At 35.2% G+C, this 719-nt stretch carries 2 protein-coding genes; both read right to left on the reverse strand.

Features of this window, described 5'->3' with window-relative positions:
* Positions 1–104 precede the first annotated feature (104 nt).
* Positions 105–500 carry a hypothetical protein gene (locus HMPREF3144_RS04175; protein WP_036561464.1) on the reverse strand — a complete coding sequence of 132 codons (396 nt, stop codon included), beginning with the start codon at positions 498–500 and terminating at the stop codon, positions 105–107.
* The coding region (locus HMPREF3144_RS11780) for a PIN domain-containing protein (RefSeq protein WP_210394294.1) at positions 497–719 on the reverse strand (223 nt) is incomplete at its 5' end. The genes HMPREF3144_RS11780 and HMPREF3144_RS04175, both read right to left, overlap by 4 nt.

The following is a 719-nucleotide window of genomic DNA, read 5'->3' on the forward strand; positions in this document are numbered from 1 at the left end:
CCTTATTGGTTGACTTAAAGTACTGCCCGATCTCGTTGGCAAGGCTTGGGCTGAGGGTCGCGGTCGCGATCCCTAGCGCGCTGTTGGTCGTATTACTTAGACTACTATTTTCTAGGAATTAAAATTAACAACATAATCGTCTGAATTAACATACTAGGCCCACCAATTACAAGGCTGTACCTATACCAGTAATCAAGTCCATCTTCAATAAGTGGTATTAAAAAAAAGATTGACAATGAAAAATAAGTAGCAACATTCATCAAGACTAATAATTTATAAAAACCAATCCTCTTATATAAATAAAAAGCAAGCAAACTTAAAAAAACTATATGAACAGAAAATAATATACTTCCGGCCAGAGGTATAAAAAACGAAAAAACATACAACAAATGAAAAGATTCTGTTGTAACTCCAACTGAAAGTAACCCTAGAACTGTACTATATATAAAAGGACATAGAAAATAAGCTAATAAAAACCGCCTGTATTTTACTTGCTTCATGGCTTACACCCTTGCTTTTCAGAGTAGCCTAACAATTTACAACCGTAACTTATCCTAGATTCATAATCAAGAATATTCACGCCTCCTTCTATACTTCTCGGATAATCCGACTTGAATATAACTGACAATATGTCACCTACTACAGGAGCGGTAATGAATTGGCTAGCATCTACAAAAAGCTCTTGATCAGACAAATACTTCTCATGAATCGGTTGCAAT

Origin of the sequence: Oligella sp. HMSC05A10 (assembly GCF_001808335.1) — a bacterium.
GTDB classification, from domain to species: domain Bacteria; phylum Pseudomonadota; class Gammaproteobacteria; order Burkholderiales; family Burkholderiaceae_B; genus Oligella; species Oligella urethralis.